This window comes from Hyunsoonleella sp. J2K-J805, from assembly GCF_057167125.1.
On the sequence record NZ_CM169901.1, the window covers coordinates 2,983,535 to 3,003,765 of the forward strand.

At 36.0% G+C, this 20,231-nt stretch carries 12 protein-coding genes; 8 read left to right on the top strand and 4 right to left on the bottom strand.

Features of this window, described 5'->3' with window-relative positions:
* Positions 1-60 precede the first annotated feature (60 nt).
* A complete protein-coding gene (locus AC1B0Z_RS13210) occupies positions 61-2,568 on the top strand; it encodes a DUF5686 and carboxypeptidase-like regulatory domain-containing protein (protein ID WP_483792509.1) in 2,508 nt (835 codons plus the stop codon).
* Between the two features lie 159 nt (positions 2,569-2,727).
* On the opposite strand, the gene AC1B0Z_RS13215 is transcribed toward AC1B0Z_RS13210, so the two are convergent.
* Complete coding sequence (locus AC1B0Z_RS13215; protein WP_483792510.1) at positions 2,728-3,510, bottom strand: hypothetical protein; 783 nt, start codon at positions 3,508-3,510, stop codon at positions 2,728-2,730.
* A 191-nt stretch (positions 3,511-3,701) separates the two neighbouring features.
* Here AC1B0Z_RS13215 and AC1B0Z_RS13220 point away from each other — a divergent pair, with 191 nt between their 5' ends.
* The gene (locus tag AC1B0Z_RS13220; protein ID WP_483792511.1) at positions 3,702-5,237 is read left to right on the top strand and encodes an NADP-dependent isocitrate dehydrogenase; all 1,536 of its coding nucleotides are present in this window, start codon (positions 3,702-3,704) and stop codon (positions 5,235-5,237) included.
* Positions 5,238-5,514: 277 nt separating this feature from the next.
* Here the strand turns inward: AC1B0Z_RS13220 and AC1B0Z_RS13225 are convergent, their stop codons facing one another.
* Positions 5,515-6,393: a LysR family transcriptional regulator gene (locus AC1B0Z_RS13225; RefSeq protein WP_483792512.1), complete on the bottom strand. Its 879-nt coding sequence runs from the start codon at positions 6,391-6,393 to the stop codon at positions 5,515-5,517.
* Positions 6,394-6,476: 83 nt separating this feature from the next.
* Here AC1B0Z_RS13225 and hutH point away from each other — a divergent pair, with 83 nt between their 5' ends.
* From hutH to hutG, 4 genes are read left to right on the top strand one after another with little or no spacing between them, the layout of a single operon-like run.
* Complete coding sequence (hutH, locus tag AC1B0Z_RS13230; RefSeq protein WP_483792513.1) at positions 6,477-7,970, top strand: histidine ammonia-lyase; 1,494 nt, start codon at positions 6,477-6,479, stop codon at positions 7,968-7,970.
* Between the two features lie 7 nt (positions 7,971-7,977).
* Entirely contained in the window at positions 7,978-9,975 is a 1,998-nt protein-coding gene (locus tag AC1B0Z_RS13235; RefSeq protein ID WP_483792514.1) for a urocanate hydratase, read from the top strand.
* Positions 9,975-11,213: an imidazolonepropionase gene (gene hutI, locus AC1B0Z_RS13240; RefSeq protein WP_483792515.1), complete on the top strand. Its 1,239-nt coding sequence runs from the start codon at positions 9,975-9,977 to the stop codon at positions 11,211-11,213. Before AC1B0Z_RS13235 ends, hutI begins: the two co-directional genes overlap by 1 nt.
* The gene (gene hutG, locus AC1B0Z_RS13245) at positions 11,206-12,189 is read left to right on the top strand and encodes a formimidoylglutamase (RefSeq protein ID WP_483792516.1); all 984 of its coding nucleotides are present in this window, start codon (positions 11,206-11,208) and stop codon (positions 12,187-12,189) included. The genes hutI and hutG overlap by 8 nt, the downstream gene beginning before the upstream one ends.
* An 11-nt stretch (positions 12,190-12,200) precedes the next feature.
* Here hutG and AC1B0Z_RS13250 read toward each other — a convergent pair whose 3' ends face one another.
* Positions 12,201-14,423, bottom strand: coding sequence for a M1 family metallopeptidase (locus AC1B0Z_RS13250; RefSeq protein ID WP_483792517.1), 2,223 nt, complete (start codon positions 14,421-14,423; stop codon positions 12,201-12,203).
* A 183-nt stretch (positions 14,424-14,606) separates the two neighbouring features.
* Between AC1B0Z_RS13250 and AC1B0Z_RS13255 the strand changes: the two genes are divergently transcribed.
* Both AC1B0Z_RS13255 and AC1B0Z_RS13260 read left to right on the top strand, forming a co-directional pair.
* Positions 14,607-15,134: an inorganic diphosphatase gene (locus AC1B0Z_RS13255; RefSeq protein WP_483792518.1), complete on the top strand. Its 528-nt coding sequence runs from the start codon at positions 14,607-14,609 to the stop codon at positions 15,132-15,134.
* 129 nt (positions 15,135-15,263) lie between these two features.
* Entirely contained in the window at positions 15,264-17,615 is a 2,352-nt protein-coding gene (locus tag AC1B0Z_RS13260; protein WP_483792519.1) for a sodium-translocating pyrophosphatase, read from the top strand.
* Positions 17,616-18,111: 496 nt separating this feature from the next.
* Here the strand turns inward: AC1B0Z_RS13260 and AC1B0Z_RS13265 are convergent, their stop codons facing one another.
* Positions 18,112-20,124 (bottom strand): protein-disulfide reductase DsbD family protein, encoded by a 2,013-nt coding sequence (locus AC1B0Z_RS13265; RefSeq protein ID WP_483792520.1) that lies wholly within the window; start codon positions 20,122-20,124, stop codon positions 18,112-18,114.
* Between the last annotated feature and the right edge of the window lie 107 nt (positions 20,125-20,231).

Genomic DNA, 20,231 nt, shown 5'->3' on the forward strand with positions numbered 1-20,231 from the left:
TAAACCTCATGCAACCAACGCCATGTTCTGCGTATCTGTATTAATGAGACTTGTGTTTAAATGAAGATAAAACTACTTTTTAGCCTATTTCTACTTAACGTTTTTGCCCTTTTGGCACAAACCAAAGTGAGTGGTTATGTGTTTGACGAACAAAATCAACCTATCTCATTTGCCAATGTCATTTTTTCTGGAACGACAGAAGGTACGATTACTGATGAAAACGGAAAGTTTTATTTAGAATCTGATGAAACCCGTAATGAGCTTATTGTGTCTTTTATTGGTTATGAAACACTTAATGTTCCTATAAAAAAGAGGGTGAATTACAATTTGAGATTTGTTCTGAAGGAAGAAGCCTCACAGTTAAGTGAAGTAGTTATTGTTTCTGGAAAGCAACCCAAAAAGAACAATCCTGCCATCGATATTCTCAGGAAAATTTGGGAGAATAAACGCAGCAATGGCCTAAAGCGATTCAATCAATACAAATACGACAAATACGAAAAGGTGGAGTTTGATATCAACACCATCGATAGTACTTTAATAAAAAGCAAATTATTTCGCGGTATGGAATTCGTTTTCAATCAGGTAGATACATCCCGTGTTACTGGTAAAACCTATTTGCCCATGTTTATTAATGAAGCCGTATCAACAGTATACGGAGATAACACTTTGAACAAACAAAAAGAAGACCTTCGCGGTAATAAAAACTCAGGCTTTAGCGATAACCAAGTTATCATTGATTTTGTAGACGATTTGTATTCTGATTTTAATATTTACGATAACTTTTTAAAGTTTTTTGACAAAAGTTTTGTGAGTCCTTTATCAAGAACCGGCATCAGTACATACAATTATGTGCTGTCTGATAGTTCCTATATCGATAACAAATGGTGCTACAACATTATTTACTACCCTAGACGGAAAAATGAGCTTACTTTTAAAGGTGACTTTTGGGTGGCTGATACCACTTATGCCGTTAAGGAAATCAATATGCAGGCATCTAAAAGTGCCAATATCAATTGGGTAAAGGACATCTATATTGAACAGGAATTTGAAGTGTTAAATGATTCACTTTTTCTTGTGAAACGCGATTATATGATGAGTGATTTTGCCTTCAATAAAAAAGAAAAATCGCGAGGTATTTACGGGAAGCGTACCACGCTGTATGACAATTACCAGTTTGATATTCCTAAAGACAAGAAGTTTTATGATAAGGAAGTTTACAACTACGATAAAGACGTTTACGATAGAGGCGAGGCGTTCTGGGATAAAAACCGACTGGAAGCTTTAAATAAAGATGAAAAAGGGGTTTACAAAATGTTGGACACTTTGAAGACTGTAAAGAAGTTTAAGCGTTTGTATAACCTAGGCAGTATTTTAGCTTCTGGTTACATTGAGTTTAATAGTTTGCCTTTAGATTATGGTCCAATTTTCTCAACATTTGGATTTAACGATGTAGAAGGGTTACGTTTGCGTACTGGAGGCAGAACCTATTTTGGCAGAAATGATTTGTGGCGTTTGGAAGGGTTTTTGGCTTATGGATTTAGGGACGATAAGTTTAAATATGGTATTTCTGGAAAGTGGCTTTTAGATAAGAAAAACCGAATTATTATTTCTGGAGGTAACCGTCGGGATGTTGAACAAATGGGCGCAAGTTTAACGAATTCTACCGATGTTCTTGGCCGCAGTTTAGCATCTTCTGCGGTGGTAACTGCTGGAGCCAATGATAAGCTAACAACAATCAATCTTACAAGTTTTGCTTTAGAGGCTGAGCCTTTTAGGAATTTGGTACTGCGCTTAGGCGCGAACTACCGAACTTTAGAATCGGCTTCTCCAACGTTCAGTCTAGACTATAATACACCTAATGGTGTGGCATCAGAAATTAAACAATATGAAACCACACTCTCATTGGCGTATTTTCCAAGGCGGAAAATGACAGGTTTTGGTGTAGAGCGTAAAACAGCAAATGACGATTTTGCGCGTTTATTTGCTCAAATTAGTCGTGGTGATAGAAGTATCTTGAATAGCGATTTTGATTATACAAAAGTGCAGTTTTCCTTTCTAAAACCTTGGCAAGTGGGCGGTTTTGGTAGGTTAGCTACTTCTATTGAGATTGGGAAAACCTTTGGCGAAGTGCCTTTGGGACTTTTAAATGTTATTCCTGGTAACCAAACTTATTTTTCAATCTACAACACATTTTCGCAATTAGATTTTTACGAGTTTGTGAGCGATCAATATGCCTCATTTCACTTTGAGCATAATTTTAATGGGCGTTTATTTTCTAGAATTCCCTTTTTACGAAAGCTCAATTTACGAGAGATTATAAGCGTAAGAGGGGTTATGGCTAGTATTTCAGATGAAAATATTGCCTTAAACGACGTTCCTGGTAATCCTGCAAATTTAGGATTGGTCGCACCCAATAGGGAGCCTTATTACGAATACAGTCTTGGTATTGGTAATATCTTTAAAGTGTTTAGAATCGATTTTAACTTCCGGGGGAATTATAAAGATGATGTATTGTACCCTGATGCCAGAAAATTTGGAGTTACAGGCAGTTTTGGGTTTTATTTTTAAAAGAAAGGTTCGTTTATACTAGTATCGTAATGGTGTCCGTTATGGATATGTATGTGTTAATTTTAGGTCTCGCACAAACATTAACAATGCCATGTGAATGCGAACTTAGTCGAATCTGTGTAATAATTCCGGGTAATCATTATTGTAGAAAAATTTTCCTTAAAATGGTGGAGGAAAACGGTCGAGTTCTTCGGAAGATAAGGTATGCATATTAAAAGATTTCCAATCCTTTACTACATATTTCATTCTGCCTATGGCAATATCACCGCTGGATTGGAAATTATCCCAAATAGCAGTAAGGCTTTTCCAATAGTCACCACCAACTCCAAGCAAAAAATTAGCTTCGTCCCTATCATCTTCCAAATCTTTATTATCGAGTATAAGGCGCGCTTCTAAGCTTATCCAAACTCCATTAATATTATTAGGATCTATATTCACACGACCATTTGATGTCCAGAAATGAAAGTTATATCCCTCTATAAGTTTAATTGAAATCCCACCTGTTTCCTCTTGTCTAATTTGGGTTTCGACATTGGAGTCATCTTCGAAATTTTCTAGATAATATGCTCCAAAAATATCAGATGAAGATATCCACTTCACCCAAATGTTATCAGAATTTAAGCACCAAGCTTGAAAATTTTTTAATTGTATGCGGGTATTTGTTGCGATAATTGGATTTGTATCCCTGTATACTTGCCCCCAAGGAATCATGGCAAACCAGTCTGATGGAGGATTGTTCCCCCAACCTATTCTGGGATAAACACTCCAATCATAACTATCAGGAAGCCCATTTAACTTTGCTTCATGAGGTAAAATCATATCGTTTTTTATGATATCCAAAGTATTGGATTGATCAACTTTCTCATTAGTTTTTAAAGAATTATTGTCACATGAAAACAAAAACGTAACCATTAGATATAGATATAAAATTTTCCTTCCCATTGGTTTTATTTAATGTTTTACTGAGTTTTGGCAATAACACACTAATATAATTGAAATTTTACAAAGTCAACTTTTCTCAAACAGTTGTCTAAACCTATTTACATTAAAATTATTTATGTTTTTAATAAAAAATATAAATAAAAATATATTATTACTTTGTTTTAATTTTGCTCAGAACAAAAACATAAGGCATGGAAGCAGAATTATTAAATGGTAGTTCTAAAGAAAACACCTCTTCAAAAAAAATACAGAATACTCAGCAAAAAGTAAAGATAGCGGTTGCCCAAGGTGATGGTATTGGTCCTGAGATAATGGATGCAACCTTAAAAATCCTAAAGGCAGCAGGTGCCAATATAGAGCCGCAACCTATAGAGTTGGGTGAACAAGTATACCTTTCAGGAAACACTTCAGGCATAAAAACCGAGGCTTGGGATACTATTAGAGATACAAAAATTATTTTGAAGGCACCTGTTACCACACCACAAGGTAAAGGCTATAAAAGTTTGAACGTTACCTTGCGAAAATCACTAGGATTATTTGCTAATGTCCGACCTGTTTCAGCGTTACACCCATATGTAAAAACCAATTTCCCGAATATGGATGTGGTTATTGTTAGAGAAAATGAAGAGGATTTGTATGCAGGTATAGAACACCAGCAGACAGATGATGTGGTACAATGTTTAAAGTTAATTACAAGACCGGGATGCGAACGAATTGTTCGTTATGCTTTTGAATACGCTAGGGCTTTTGGGCGAAAAAAAGTAACATGTATGATTAAGGATAATATTATGAAATTAACAGATGGTTTGTTTCATAAAGTGTTTGTTGAAATCGCTGCTGAGTATCCAGATATTATCAACGAATCCCAAATTATAGACATAGGTGCAGCACACTTAGCGGCACACCCTGAACGTTTTGATGTGATTGTAACTTCAAATTTATATGGTGATATTATTTCAGATATTGCTGCCGAAATTGGTGGTTCGGTTGGTATGGCAGGTTCTGCCAACATTGGAAAGAATATGGCTATGTTTGAGGCGATTCATGGATCCGCACCAGATATTGCCGGACAAAATATAGCTAACCCATCAGGCTTATTAAATGCTGCAGTTAATATGTTGGCCTATATTGGGCAAGCTGAAATTGCGGATGATATAAAAAATGCGTGGTTAACTACTCTGGAGGAAGGTTATCATACTGCAGATATTTACAACAATAAATTCAGTATTAAAAAAGTATCTACTTCAGAATTTGCAGATGCTGTTATTGAGCGTTTAGGTGAGAAACCGCAAAAACTAGCGATTAGTAATATGTCTAATGGCACTGGAAAAATCGTTATTCCAGAATACAAAAGAAAAGAAGCAGATAAGCAATTGCTGGGTGTAGATGTATTTATAGATTGGAAGGGTTCAAACCCAGAGGAGATAGGTGATATACTTTCTGGAATTAGTGCATTTAAGCTAAAATTAAAGATGATTACCAATAGAGGTGTAAAAGTATATCCGAAAGGGTTAAAGGAAACCTATTGCACCGACCACTGGCGCTGTAGATTTGTGGCTATGGATGCAGATATCAATAAAAGTGAACCGGTATATAAGCTGGTGGAGTTTGAACAAGTAATTGCATTGCTTTCAAAACTGCATAACAAAGGCATAGATGTTATAAAAACGGAAAACCTTTACGAATTTAATGGTAAAAGAGCATTCTCTCTAGGACAAGGCGAATAACAATTTAGTTTTGGTTAGTTTAGTTAATAGTTTGAAATTGTCGAGAAAACCCATGAGAAATTATGGGTTTTTTATTATAAAAAAAATTATGTATTACATAAAAAAGATAAATAAAAATATATAAAAACCTAGTGTTATATTTGTAAAACAAAAGAAAAATAAATTGCTTGAAAAAGTTTTTTCATATAAGTAGATTAGTTTAGTTTGAGTTAGTTAGAAGTACGATTTTAGGGTAAGAAATCGGAATAAAAATCCATGATTAAAATCATGGATTTTTTTATGTTAAATCTAAAAAACTCATCAAAATAGGATTGCGGTTATCCTTGTGCCACACCATTGATAATTCAGTACGTTGAGGTATTTTATGTAATTCAATAAATTTAATACCTTTTATATGACTTGCTATTAACGATTTTGGTACTATAGAAATACCAAAATTATTTTCAACTAATTTATAAATGGAACTGGCATGAATAGTTAAATGTGAAACTGTTGGCATAAAACCATGGTCTTTAAAAATCTGTAAAACCTTATCATAATATGAAGCACTGTACTCAGGGTCAAAAAGGATGAAGGACTCGTCTTTTAGCTGTGCTACATTTTTAAAGTTTACATTGTTAATGGGATGGGTTTCAGGTAACACCAAACAAAACGTATCGCATAAAACAGGTTGGGATTTTATTGTTGAAGGCAAATGCTCTAATCTTACAAAACCAATGTCAATTTTAAAGTTTAAAAGTTGTTCAATTTGTTTTTGATTATCGATTTCCTTCAAATTAAATACTATTTCAGGGTGTTCTTTTTCATATTTCAAAAGCAAATCAGGAATAACCTGCTGCATTGCAGAACCTACATAGCCTAATTTTAATTGTCCCCTCTTTCCATCGTGAAGCAGTTTTGCATGATTTACGATATCATCCAGCTGCTTTAAATACAAACCAAGTGCGTTCTTTAAATATACTCCGGCTTTGGTTAAAGCAACCTTGCGATTATGGCGTTCAAATAATTGAATTCCCAAATCTTCTTCCATCTGTTTAATTTGTCTGCTTAAACCAGGTTGTGAAATATAAAGGCGTTCTGCGGCTTTTCTAAAATGTAATTCCTCAGCGACAGCCAAAAAATATCTAAAATGGCGCAATTCTAATTGATTACCCATAGTTATCAATTTAGTATTTAAATAGTCTTTTTAAACATCAAAAATAGAAATAACTTTGTAATATTCCACTAAGATTTATAATAATGGTGTTTAAATATGGTATAGATACATTGACCGTAGATAAAGTAATTGGTATTGCTGATGGAAAAATTCAAGGCGTATTAATTGATGAAGCAAGAGAGCGTATTGCTGCATGTAGACAAAAAGTAGAGGCGTTGGCGAATTCCAATACACCAGTTTACGGTGTAAATACAGGTTTTGGGCCTTTGTGCGATATTAAAATTTCTACAGAAGAAACCAATAAACTTCAAGAAAACTTATTAATTACACATGCGGTAGGTGTTGGAAAACCTATTGATAAGCGTTTGTCCAAGATTATGATGATTTGTAAGGTGCATGCCTTATCTCAGGGGTATTCGGGTATTCGTTTAAAGGTCATTGAGCGTATTCTCTATTTCATTGAAAACGACATACTGCCAGTTGTTCCAGAACAAGGTTCGGTTGGTGCCTCGGGAGATTTAGCACCATTGTCGCATTTATTTTTACCACTTATAGGACAAGGAGAATTTTGGGCAGGAGAGGAGGTTGTAGACGCTACATCTATTTTGAAGCTGCATCATCTAAAGCCAATTCATCTAAAAGCAAAAGAAGGTTTGGCATTGATAAATGGAACGCAGTTTATTTTGGCACATGCCGTTACTGGTTTAAAAAAGATGCAGTATCTTCTGGATTTAGCCGATGTGGCTGGTGCTATGAGTATTGAAGGTTACCAAGGAAGTTCAGCACCATTTAAAGACGAATTACATAAAATTCGTCCGTTTCCTGGAAATATAGAAGTAGCAGAGCGTATGTTCGCTTTACTGTACAGGTCTCAAAATGTAGATGCTCATGAAAATTGCGAGCGTGTACAAGACCCCTATTCAATGAGATGCATTCCGCAAGTTCATGGGGCATCAAGAAATGCCTATTACCATTTAAAAGAACTTGCTGAAATAGAATTAAATTCGGTGACAGACAACCCTATAGTATTGAGTGATACAGAAGCTATTTCTGGAGGTAATTTTCACGGACAACCCTTGGCCATGGCCTTGGATTATGGGTCAATTGCGGCATCGGAATTAGGTAATATTTCGGATAGACGTTGCTATTTATTATTGGAAGGGAAATTCGGTTTGCCACGATTATTAACTACAGGCGGTGGGTTAAACTCTGGTTTTATGATTCCGCAGTATACCACAGCGGCTTTAGTAACGGAAAATAAATCTTTGTGTTTTCCTGCTTCAGCTGATAGTGTACCTACTGCATTAGGACAGGAGGATCATGTATCAATGGGAAGTATTTCTGGACGTAGGTTCAATCAGATATTAGAAAACTTAGAAAAAATATTGGCTATAGAATTAATGTATGCCGCACAGGCCTTGGAATTTAGAAGGCCAAATACCTTTTCTGATATTATTGAGGCAAATTTCAAAATTATCAGAGCAAACGTTAAAAGATTAGAAGACGATAGGCTTTTAAAAGACGATATTGATATGATGATTAGATTAGTAACACAAGAAGCTTTCATTTTAAAATAAATTGAGAATGACCTTTGCAGAACAGATTTCACAGGGTATACCAGATAAATTGCCAAACAGAAAACCTATTCCAAAAGACTCTAATAGAGCTCCCAAAAGGAAGGATGTGCTGTCTGAAGCTGAAAAGAAATTGGCAATCCGTAATGCATTGCGCTATTTTCCAGAAGCATGGCACAAGGAATTGGCACCTGAATTTGCAGAGGAACTTAAACTTTACGGACGTATCTACATGTATCGCTTTAAGCCCGATTATAAAATTTATGCAAGCCCAATTGATGCATATCCTGCTAAATCACTTCAAGCGGCGGCCATTATGCTGATGATTCAAAATAATTTAGATCCTGCTGTCGCGCAACATCCCGAAGAATTAATTACCTATGGCGGTAACGGAGCCGTGTTTCAAAATTGGGCACAGTATCTATTAACCATGAAATATCTGTCCACAATGTCTGATGAGCAGACACTTCACATGTACTCTGGTCATCCCATGGGATTATTTCCATCTTCAAAAGAAGCACCTCGAGTTGTAGTTACTAACGGCATGATGATTCCTAATTATTCTAAGCCTGATGATTGGGAAAAATACAATGCATTGGGTGTAACGCAATACGGGCAAATGACTGCGGGTTCATACATGTACATTGGACCGCAAGGTATTGTTCACGGAACAACAATTACAGTAATGAATGCCTTTAGAAAAATACTTCCCAAAGGAGAATCCTCTGCCGGAAAAATATTCTTAACCTCTGGTTTGGGTGGAATGAGTGGCGCACAACCAAAGGCTGGAAATATTGCAGGTTGTATAACCGTGTGTGCTGAGGTAAATGCCAAGGCTGCTTTAAAAAGATTTGAACAAGGTTGGGTGGATATTTTGATAGAAGATATTCATGCATTACAAGATCGTGTAAAGATTGCACAAGAAAAAAAAGAAGTGGTCTCTATAGCATATATTGGTAACGTTGTTGAGGTTTGGGAACAGTTTGATAGGGCTAATATTTTTGTACATGTTGGTTCGGACCAAACGTCGCTTCATATACCATGGACGGGTGGATATTATCCTGTAGGATGTACATTTGAGGATGCAAATAAATTGATAAAGGACAATCCTGAAGTCTTCAAACAAAAAGTGCAAACATCGTTAAAGCGACATGCTGAGGCCATAAATAAGCACACCAAAAAAGGTACTTATTTTTTTGATTATGGAAATGCATTTTTATTGGAAGCTTCTCGCGCGGAAGCAGATGTGATGGCAGAAAATAAGATCGATTTTAAATATCCGTCTTATGTGCAAGATATTTTAGGACCCATGTGTTTTGATTTTGGATTTGGACCGTTCCGATGGGTTTGCACCAGTGGCAATCAAAAGGATTTAGATAAAACCGATGAAATAGCTGCGGGCGTATTAGAAGGTATAATGAAGTTAGCTCCAGAAGACATCCAATTACAGATGCAGGACAACATCACTTGGATAAAAAATGCAAAGCAGAATAAATTGGTTGTTGGCTCTCGGGCTCGTATCTTGTATGCAGATGCAGAAGGGCGTGCTAAAATAGCGCTAGCGTTTAATGAAGCTGTAGCAAAAGGTGTTATCGGACCGATTGTTTTGGGAAGGGATCATCACGATGTTAGTGGTACAGATTCGCCTTTTAGGGAAACTTCAAATATTTATGATGGTAGTAAGTTTACTGCAGATATGGCCATGCATAATGTTATAGGCGATAGTTTTAGAGGGGCTACTTGGGTGTCTATTCATAACGGTGGTGGTGTTGGCTGGGGAGAAGTAATAAATGGTGGTTTTGGAATGTTATTGGATGGTACAAAAGAAGCTGAAAAAAGATTACAAAATATGCTATTTTACGATGTGAATAATGGAATTGCAAGACGAAGTTGGGCTAGAAATGAAGGTGCTATTTTTGCCATAAAGCGAGAAATGGAACGCACGCCAAATTTAAAAGTTACAGTACCCAATTTAGTAGATAATGCCCTTTTAGAATCCTTGTTTTAATGCAGATACTTTTTAAAAATATAAAGGAACTTGTACAAGTTAGGAAAACGCCAATTTCATTTGTTAGCGGAAAGGATATGGCTATTCTCCCAACTATTAAAGATGCGTTTTTACTAGTTGAAAATGGATTGATTGCTGATTATGGTAAAATGAGCGATTGCCCAGACCTAAATGATATGGAAGTTGTAGATGTTTCAGGAAAAACAGTATTACCTACGTGGTGTGATTCGCATACGCATCTGGTTTATGCAGGAACTAGGGAAACCGAATTTGTAGATAGAATTAATGGATTGTCTTATGAGGAAATAGCGCAACGGGGTGGTGGCATCTTAAATTCTGCAAAACAGCTACAAAACACTTCAGAAGATGAGTTATACCGTCAAAGTAAAGATAGACTTGAAGCTATCATAAGATTAGGTACTGGGGCTGTCGAGATTAAATCTGGTTATGGTTTAAACTTAGAGGCAGAGTTAAAAATGCTTCGGGTAATTAAACGGTTGAATAACGATTATGCATTACCTGTTAAGGCAACATTTTTAGGGGCGCATGCAATACCACAAGAGTTCAAAAACAAAAAAAGCGCATACATCAATATGTTGATTGATGAGATGATACCAAGGGTATCCGATGAAAACCTTGCCGATTTTATAGATGTATTTTGTGAAACAGGATATTTTTCTGTGGAAGACACAGCACTGATTTTAGAGGCAGGAATAAAACATGGATTGGTTCCTAAAATTCATGTCAACCAGTTTACCGCGATAGGCGGCGTACAAGTAGGTGTGAAATATAGGGCGTTGTCCGTTGATCATTTAGAAGAAATGAGAGATGAAGATATTGAAGTCCTAATGAATAGTTCTACCATGCCCGTCGCATTACCTGGATGCTCCTATTTTTTAGGAATTCCGTATACGCCCGCTAGAAAAATGATTGATTCAGGATTACCATTGGCAATTGCCACCGATTTCAATCCTGGATCTGCGCCTTCAGGGAATATGAACTTTGTAGTGTCATCCGCCTGTGTAAAGATGAAGATGACTCCAGAAGAGGCCATTAATGCAACTACTATAAACGGTGCCTATGCCATGGATCTAGAGAAACAAGTAGGTTCTATCACCAAAGGGAAATTGGCAAATTTTATTGTAACTAAACCAATTTCATCCTATAACTTTTTGCCATATAGTTTTGGTAATCATTGTATTGAGAATGTATACTTAAAAGGTAAAGTTGTTGAATAACCTATTTTCAAATATAAATGTACATTACAAATCTGGTCAACAAAAACTGTGGACAGGACGACAAACATCTGCGGGTATTGAGCCGCAATATTGGTATCAACATATCAGATGTGCAAATTTGATGAACTTGAAAGATTCTAAAACACCCAGTTTTGGATTGATTGGTTATGCCTGTGATGCCGGTGTAAAACGTAATTTTGGACGCACAGGCGCGAAGGGAGGTCCAGACGAAGTTCGTAAAAAATTAGGAAAATTGCCGCTGCATTTTGATAAGGCCGTAGTGGATTTTGGAAATGTTAACTGTTTGGATGCAGACTTAGAGTCTTGCCAAAAAGCGTTCTCATTGGTTATCGCCAATTTAATTGATAAAGATGTTTTCCCAATAGGTATGGGTGGCGGTCATGATATAGCCTATGCGCACTGCATGGGTTTAAGGCAAGCATTACCAAAAAAGCGCATTGGGATTATAAACTTTGATGCACATTTTGATTTAAGACCGGTGGAGTCTAAGCCAAATTCAGGAACACCTTTCAATCAAATTCTTAGTGAGTTTGAAAACAAAGAAGAGACTGTTGATTATTTCGCAATTGGTATTCAAAAGCAATCCAATACAAAACAACTATTTGAAATAGCCAATAGGTTTAATGTGAATTTTGTGTTTAATGATGTTTGCGACAATTCAGAAGAGAATTTATTTCAACTTCAAACCGCATTGAAGCCAATAATCTGGAATAATGATTACCTATATATTACCATTGATTTAGACGGTTTTTCATCGGCTTATGCATCGGGCGTAAGTGCGCCATCGCCTTTTGGATTTAGCCCAGTATTTGTATACAAGATGCTTGAATTCTTGCTTAAATCAGGTAAAATAGTTTCCTGTGATATCGCCGAACTCAATCCAAAATATGATAAGGATGGACTAACGGCAAGTTTGGCAGCAAAACTTATAGACTTTATAATCTCAAACACCTAAGAATAAAAAGGCTAATTTGCATTTTTATTCTTAAATGAATCGAATTCTGAAACCGTTTCCGATTTTGGGAAAATATTGTTGGACATATCCGTATCAGCGAATTCAAAATTAGGATCAAGGCTCACTGTTTTTACTTCTTTTTCTTTAATAAAAACTTCTTTAACCTCATATTCATTTCTGCGCCAAATTTGTGCAGGCAGCGTATCTATTTCAGAAGTACCATCAGTAAAAACCCATTCAATAGTTACAGGCATTACAAGTCCGCCAATATTTTTAATCGTTACCTCATAGAGGTTCTTGCCTGAAAGTTTTTTTCGAATAGTGTCATCATCCATTCTTGATAAAAAACCACCATAACTTTTATCTGGTGTTTCTACCATATTGATCACTTCGGGTCCACTGGAAAAATCTTTAGGAGCTTCTGAGGTATTATTGCCCTCGGCCTCAACTTGTGTGCTTTCAGTTTGGTCTTCAAGATTTCTGTCTTCTTCATGTACCTTAAACCATTTTACATTAGATAATTCCATATCTACATTATCTGTTGTAAAAAACCAACCTCTAAAAAACCAGTCCAAATCGGTTGCAGTAGCATCTTCTAAGGTCCTAAATAAATCTGATGGGTTTGGGTGTTTGTATTTCCAGCGGTTGGCATACTCCTTAAAAGCAGCGTCAAAAAGCTCTTTTCCAACAATGGAATTTCTTAGCATTTGTAAACCCACTGTGGGTTTAATGTAAAAATTAGCACCAAATTGGTTAAATAATTCATTATCCGAAGTTGTCATTATTGGTCGTAATAGATTTTTATCCCCATTCATAAAAGGAGCAATACTTTTTGGTGTTACGCTATTAAAATCCGGATAGCGTTCAGCCACTGTGCGTTGATGTAAAAATGTATTTAAACCTTCATCCATCCACATCCATTTGCGCTCATCTGAGCTTACTATCATTGGGAACCAGTTATGCCCCACCTCGTGGATAATCGTCCCAATCATACCTGCTTTGGCGTTTTTGCTTATTTTACCATTTTTAGGTCTACCACCATTAAAACTAATCATTGGAAACTCCATTCCAATATTAGAGGTGTTTACCGAAATACATACAGGATAAGGATAATCAAACGTAGCTTCAGAATACACTTCTAAGGCATGTATAATGGCTTTTGTAGATTCCTCTTGCCATACTGGAAGTCCTTCTTTTGGGTAGAAAGACATTGCCATAACGGTATTGGTTGGTAGTTTAACTGCCTGTGCATCCCACATGAACTTTCTAGAAGAAGCAAACGCAAAATCCCGAACATTTTTAGCACTGAATTTCCATGTTTTCTGTTTGGAAGATTTCTCTTTTTCATTTTCAATAGCTTCATCTTCAGTGATGACCATTATAGGTTTGTCAAAAGAGGTTGAAGCTTCTTTTAGGCGCTTTCGTTGTTGTTTTGAAAGTACATGTTCTGGATTTTGAAGTTCACCGGTTGACGCGACAATATGATCTGCCGGTACTGTGATTTCTACGTTGTAATCTCCAAATTCCAAGGCAAACTCTCCTAATTTTTGAAATTGCTGATTTTGCCAGCCTTCGGTATCGTTATATACTGCCATTCGCGGAAACCAATGCGCTATTAAGTACACCGTGTTATCATCTTCCGGAAAATATTCATAACCTTCACGTGATAGTAAAAACATACTTCTATCTGTAATAGGATATGACCATCCGATAGAAAATGTTAGTGACGCGCCAGATTTTAACGGTTCATCCAAAAGCACTTTCATCATGGTGTTGTTCACTAGAGATTTTATAGGCTTTCCGTTATTATCTTTTATATATTTTATAGTGTAGCCAGCCGGAAAATCAATAGCTCTGGTTAAAAATTGCATTTGTCGGGTGTTAATACCGTCTTTTAAACTGTTGTTAATTGTGCCGAAATCTTCATTTTCTTTTCTATTGACGTTTTGTTCTAACTGAATCCATAAATAACTTAAGTCGTCAGGCGAATTGTTGTAATATGTAATGGTTTCTTCGCCAAAAAGGATATTTTCTTTTTCATTAATTGTTGCTTTAATGTTGTAATCTGCACGTTGCTGCCAGTATTCCTTTCCTGGAGCGCCGCTCGCTGTTCTATAAGAATTAGGGGAAGACATCAAATTATCGATTGGCTCAAATTTACCTTTCCAAGGTTGATTTTGTGATTGTATGTTGGAAACAAAAAGTGTAAGGCAAAAAGCAATGATGTATTTCATATTGAATTAAAATTAGCAGTTTTTCTAAAAAGTTCACAATTTAATAATTCTTCGGATAAATATCTGTTAATTAGATAATAGTTTTAATCTTACATTAAGATAATGTAAATTAAAGGTAATTGACGTACTATAAGTTGTTTTCACCTTAAAGCTTCAGTACCTTTGCTGCCCAAATTTCATACTATGAGTGACAAGAAAAAATTAACTTTTGACGTTTTAATTGAAATACCAAAAGGTAGTAGAAATAAGTACGAATATGATTTTACATTACATAAAATACGATTTGATAGAACATTATTTTCTTCAATGATGTATCCTGGAGATTATGGATTTGTACCTGAAACTTTGGCGCTAGACCAAGATCCACTGGATGTTTTGGTGTTATCTACTGAGCCATCATTTCCTATGGTTGTTATGGAAGTAAGGCCTATAGGGGTTTTCCACATGACTGATGAAAAAGGGCCAGACGAAAAAATAATTTGTGTACCAGTTTCTGATCCGGTCTGGAGTAAAAGAAGCGATATAGAGCATTTGAATCCACATAGGCTAAAGGAAATAGAACATTTCTTTCAGGTTTATAAAGACTTAGAAGAGAAAAAAGTAGATGTTGGAGGATGGGGTAATGCAGAGGAAGCACGAAAGATTTATCACGAATGTGTTAAGCGTTACGAGGAAAGTGAGCACAAGAAGAAACGAACTTTTACAATATAATTGAAAGATTAATAATTTTCAGTAAAAAAACTAAGCTATCTTTAATTAAAGGTAGCTTTTTTTATCACTTTAATTTTCCTATTTTTAGCCCCGTTAAAAAAAGAGTAATATAACTAACTAATTAGAAATATGGATTTATTGATTAAAGGATTGCCGGCCTTTGGAGTTTTAGCATTACTATTTGTATTTATCAAAAGTGCATGGGTAAGCAAACAAGACGAAGGGAACGACAAGATGAAAAGGATTGCAAAGAATATTGCAGATGGCGCAATGTCTTTCTTAAAAGCAGAGTATAAAATCTTAGCCATTTTTGTTGTGGCGGTAGCTATTCTGCTATTCTTTAAAGGAAGTAATGAAGAAGGCTCAAACGGAATGGTAGCAGTATCATTTATTATTGGTGCTATTTGTTCTGCGCTTGCAGGTTTTATAGGAATGAAAGTGGCCACTAAAGCCAATGTAAGAACAACAAGTGCTGCAAGAACGTCTTTAGGGAAAGCATTGGAAGTTGCTTTTGCTGGTGGTGCTGTAATGGGTCTTGGTGTTGTAGGACTTGGTGTTTTAGGATTAAGCGGACTTTTCATGATTTACAGTGAAATGGGCTGGGGTATAAATGAAGTATTAAATGTACTTTCTGGTTTCTCATTAGGAGCCTCATCCATTGCATTATTTGCACGTGTAGGAGGCGGTATTTATACCAAAGCTGCTGATGTAGGAGCTGATTTAGTTGGTAAGGTTGAAGCTGGTATTCCAGAAGATCATCCGTTAAACCCTGCAACTATTGCTGATAATGTTGGTGATAACGTAGGTGATGTTGCTGGTATGGGAGCTGATTTATTTGAGTCTTACGTTGGTTCAATTATTGGTACTATGGTATTAGGGGCTTTTATTATTACTCCAGATTTTAACGGTCTAGGTGCTGTTTATTTACCACTTGTTTTAGCGGCTGTCGGCATTATAATGTCTATAATAGGAACATTCTTTGTAAGAGTTAAGGATGGCGGTAACCCACAAACTGCTTTGAATATTGGGGAATTCGGATCTGCTGGTTTAATGCTAGTAGCGTCTTATTTTATTATCACTGCATTAATACCAGAAACTGTTGAAGGTTTACCAAGTGGTGCAATCGGTGTATTTATAGCTGTAATAGCTGGTTTAATAGCTGGTTTAGCTGTTGGAAAAGTAACAGAATATTATACTGGAACAGGTACAAAACCAGTAAATTCTATTGTGCGCCAGTCTGAAACTGGAGCAGCTACAAATATTATTGCTGGTTTAGGTGTAGGAATGATGTCTACAATGATCCCTATTCTTTTAATTGCTGCGGCAATATTAGTATCTCATCATTTTGCAGGATTATATGGTATAGCAATTGCTGCTGTTGGTATGTTAGCCAATACAGGAATTCAGTTAGCAGTTGATGCTTATGGACCTATTTCTGATAATGCAGGAGGTATTGCTGAAATGGCAGAATTAGATCCTGAAGTTCGTGAGCGTACAGATAAATTAGATGCTGTTGGTAATACAACTGCTGCAATTGGTAAAGGTTTTGCTATTGCTTCTGCTGCACTAACAGCTTTAGCATTATTTGCTGCTTTTATGAAAACTGCAAATGTTACCGCTATAGATGTTTCTAAGCCGACTGTTATGGCAGGACTTTTAGTAGGAGGGATGTTGCCTTTTGTGTTCTCTGCATTATCTATGAACGCTGTAGGACGTGCAGCTATGGCCATGATTGAAGAAGTGCGTCGCCAATTTAGAGATATCCCAAAGTTAAAAGCTGCCTTAGAGGTAATGAGAGCTGTGGATTCTGATATGTCTAAAGCTACTGACGCGCAAAGAAAAATATTTGATGAAGCCGATGGTGTTGCAGAATACGATAAATGTGTGGCAATTTCTACTAAGGCGTCAATTAAGGAGATGGTATTACCAGGATTATTAGCAATTGCTGTACCTGTGGCAGTAGGTTTTATTGGAGGTGCTGAAATGTTAGGAGGACTTCTTGCAGGTGTTACTACTTGCGGTGTGCTTATGGCAATCTTCCAATCTAATGCAGGTGGAGCATGGGACAATGCTAAAAAAATGATAGAGGAGCAAGGTAAAAAAGGGACTGATGCTCACAAAGCCGCGGTGGTTGGAGATACGGTTGGAGATCCATTTAAAGATACATCTGGGCCTTCATTAAATATCTTGTTGAAATTAATGAGTGTTGTAGCTTTGGTAATTGCACCAAGTATAGCTCTATCTGCGGATGCTGTAACAGCTTATATTTCTGATGATAATAAAGTTGAACAAGTTGAAATTCAAAAGGAAGTGAAGATAGAATTAACCGAGACTGAAGAAGAAGGTGTCTTAAAAGCAGTTGTTACAACTATTACTACTGAAAACGGGAAAGCGTCTACAACGTATGAAACCATTACAGGAACTAAAGCCGAAGTTGAAGCTAAATTAGAGACCTTAGAAAAAACGAAAACACACTCTTAATATAAAAACAACTAACTAAACTAAATAACCATTAGTTTTATGAAAGCCACGTTTATGCGTGGCTTTTTTAATGCTATTAAAACCAGTCCTTAGAAATATACTTTTCAACATTAGGCTGCTTTTATGAATGAACTCATTCTTTAAAGAGTTGTATACATAATGTTGTCCCCACATCTGTAATAGTGTTTTGCGACTTCTTCAATAGCATCGCAAATAAAATATATATCGTCGTTTGTCATTGCTGGCTGAATAAATATACGAATACAGCCTGGGCGTTCAATTAAACAGACTTTTAATATTTTTTCTTCGATGGGTTTATATAACCTTCCACTTGCGACCCTGTCGGCATAAATTATTTTTTTATACCATAGGGTGATTAAAATTGAAGTCTATACCGATGATATTGTTTCGGTACTTTTCGAAGTATGACTCAAGATGTGTTGTCTTTTCTTTTTTAAGGTTAATCATACTTGCGGTTTTTTGAACGAAATATCATTTATTGATTAAAAACCTCTAGGCCACATTCTAAAAACGCTGCATATTCCTTTTCATCTGGAGTGTACGGTACCGGTGTGTTTAACATCTTCTTCCCATCGGCATCTAAAAGCACATAGTAGGGTTGTGAATTTGACTGGAAAAATTCGGTTTGAAAATGAGCCCATTTATGTCCGTAATTTTCCAGTTTTCTAATACCGCCATCAACACGCTTTACATATATTTTTTCTTCTTCGGGTAGTTCTTTTTTATCATCAACATACAATGAAATCAAAACGTAATCATTTCTTAGATAGTTATCAATGTTATTCTCTGGCCAAACGTGCTCTTCCATTTTTCTACAGTTTACACATGCTAACCCAGTGAAATCTATCATAACAGGCTTGTTCGCTTTTTTAGCATAAGCCAAACCTTCCTTTAAATCTTTAAAACAATCTAGGTTATTGGGGCAATCATTCGGATATAAAAAACTATATCCAACAGGAGGCGCTAAACCACTTAATAGTGTTAGCGATGTAAATGTATTGGTTTGTTTATTTACTCTAAAGCCCGACGCTAAATAAATAACAAATGAGGCCACCAAGATTCCTCCAGCAATTCTTGAAAAGGATAATTTTTTTATGGGAGAATCATGTGGAAATTTTATTTTACCGAAAAGATATAAAGCTAATCCTGCAAATATGATAATCCATAGAATTAGGAATGGTTCGATCTTTAAGATATTCCAGTGTGCTACTAAATCAGCATTTGATAAAAATTTGAATGCCAATGCCAGTTCTAAAAATCCTAAAATTACTTTTGTGGTATTGAGCCATCCACCAGATTTTGGTAGGGCGTTCATCATGTTGGGAAACATCGCAAATAAGGCAAAGGGTAAACCTAAGGACACGCCAAAACCAGCCATACCTGCCGTAAGTTGCCATGCGCCACCATCGGCCGTTAAAGAGCCTGCTAAAAGCGACCCTAAAATGGGGCCTGTACAAGAAAACGAAACGATAGCAAGCGTTAATGCCATAAAAAATATGCCCACCAGACCACCGGAATTTTCACCTTGCGTAGTTTTTGTTGTCCAGCTTGATGGTAATGTTAATTCATAATACCCAAAAAAGGAAAATGCAAAAAATACAAAAATCAAAAAGAAAATAACATTGAGCCACACGTTGGTTGAGATTTCATTTAAAATATCGGGATTTACAGAGTCTAGAAGGTGAAAAGGCACACTTAGTAATATGTAAACCGCAAAAATGAAAAAGCCGTAGAGTAGTGCCTTGGAAATGCCAGAACCTTTGTTTTGGTCACTGCTTTTGGTAAAAAAACTTACCGTTAAGGGAATCATTGGGAAAACACAAGGTGTTAATAAAGCTAATAAACCGCCCAAAAAGCCTAAACCAAAAATACGCCACAAGGAGCTGTTATTTGATGCTACACTTAAGTTTATTGCCTCGTTTCCACAGGAAGTTGTTGGCTTTATAATTTCATTTGAAGACATGCCGTACAACAATTCGTTTGTTTTCTTGGTGTCTATTTGAATATGTTCATTTGTGTTTTTCTTAGATTCTTTAGCAGATTCATTTAGAATAAAAACCAACTCAAAATCTGTAGGTGGTGTACATTTTTCATCATCACAGGCCATGAATAACACGGATCCAGTAATTCTATTAACCGTATTAATGAGTTGTACTTTTTGCTCGAATATGGCCGTATCTTCAAAATACTTAATTTCCATTTCAAACACTGCATCATTAACAGTAATGCCTTCTTCCTCAGAAGTCTCTCCTAAAAGTTTATAGTCCTTACTTTCGTTAATATATGTGAACTCAGTTGGAATTGGGCCACCTTCTGGTATGTTTTGGGCGTAGAGATGAGAACCATGCTCAATAGTGGCAATAGACAGTAATTTGTATTCTGAGTCGGAAATTTTCTCAACTTTTGTCTTCCATTTTACAGGATTGTACATTTGTGAAAATCCTAAACTGGAAAAAAATAATAAAAGTAGAAATAGTGATTGTTTCATCTTTTGTGTTAAAAGTAGATTAGGCGACGTATTTAATGCCGCATTACAAAATAACACTATTAAAATAAAATGAGTGTAAAGATTTAGTTGATTTTAACTAAGTTATA

Coding starts and splice junctions, on each gene's coding strand:
- AC1B0Z_RS13210 (WP_483792509.1), top strand. CDS start 61: ATGAAGATAAAACTACTTTTTAGCCTATTTCTACTTAACGTTTTTGCC.
- AC1B0Z_RS13215 (WP_483792510.1), bottom strand. CDS start 3,510: ATGGGAAGGAAAATTTTATATCTATATCTAATGGTTACGTTTTTGTTT.
- AC1B0Z_RS13220 (WP_483792511.1), top strand. CDS start 3,702: ATGGAAGCAGAATTATTAAATGGTAGTTCTAAAGAAAACACCTCTTCA.
- AC1B0Z_RS13225 (WP_483792512.1), bottom strand. CDS start 6,393: ATGGGTAATCAATTAGAATTGCGCCATTTTAGATATTTTTTGGCTGTC.
- hutH (WP_483792513.1), top strand. CDS start 6,477: ATGGTGTTTAAATATGGTATAGATACATTGACCGTAGATAAAGTAATT.
- AC1B0Z_RS13235 (WP_483792514.1), top strand. CDS start 7,978: ATGACCTTTGCAGAACAGATTTCACAGGGTATACCAGATAAATTGCCA.
- hutI (WP_483792515.1), top strand. CDS start 9,975: ATGCAGATACTTTTTAAAAATATAAAGGAACTTGTACAAGTTAGGAAA.
- AC1B0Z_RS13250 (WP_483792517.1), bottom strand. CDS start 14,423: ATGAAATACATCATTGCTTTTTGCCTTACACTTTTTGTTTCCAACATA.
- AC1B0Z_RS13255 (WP_483792518.1), top strand. CDS start 14,607: ATGAGTGACAAGAAAAAATTAACTTTTGACGTTTTAATTGAAATACCA.
- AC1B0Z_RS13260 (WP_483792519.1), top strand. CDS start 15,264: ATGGATTTATTGATTAAAGGATTGCCGGCCTTTGGAGTTTTAGCATTA.
- AC1B0Z_RS13265 (WP_483792520.1), bottom strand. CDS start 20,124: ATGAAACAATCACTATTTCTACTTTTATTATTTTTTTCCAGTTTAGGA.